The organism is Streptomyces sp. SID12501 (genome assembly GCF_010550245.1).
Lineage (GTDB): Bacteria > Actinomycetota > Actinomycetes > Streptomycetales > Streptomycetaceae > Streptomyces.
In genome coordinates this window covers 1-409 of the sequence record NZ_JAAGLU010000887.1, presented here as the reverse complement: position 1 = coordinate 409, position 409 = coordinate 1, and the positions used below count along the sequence as shown (strand labels likewise).

At 71.9% G+C, this 409-nt stretch carries 1 pseudogene; it reads right to left on the bottom strand.

Going from position 1 to position 409, the window contains the following annotated elements:
- Window positions 1-409 (bottom strand): annotated as a pseudogene (locus G3I71_RS48980) (hypothetical protein); the annotation flags it as partial.

Here is a 409-nt window from a genome sequence, read left to right as displayed (position 1 = left end):
ATGCGCAGGGCGGCGAAGTTCTGCAACCGGAAGGCGATCTGGTCGAACCAATTCCCTTCCGCGTAGAGGGCGACGACCTCGGGGTCGACCCCACCGGACCCGGAGCCGGAGCTTGACCCGGAGTCGTCCGAGCCGCCCACCAGGGCCAGGGTCAGCAACGCCACCATCACCAGGTGCAGCGCCCCGGCCGTCCACATGGCCCGACGCCGGACCTTCTCGGAGCGGGTCAGCAGCCGGGCCACCAGGAAGGCGGTCACCGCGTAGCCCATCAGCACGTCCCAGGCGAAGACGAGCAGGAAGTGGACGGTGCCCTCGACGAAGAGGAAGGCGGCCCGCCGCCCGTACCGGCCCGGCCACGGCTCGCCGCGCCGGGCCGCCGAGTCGTACTGGATGGCCAGCCCGACGCCGA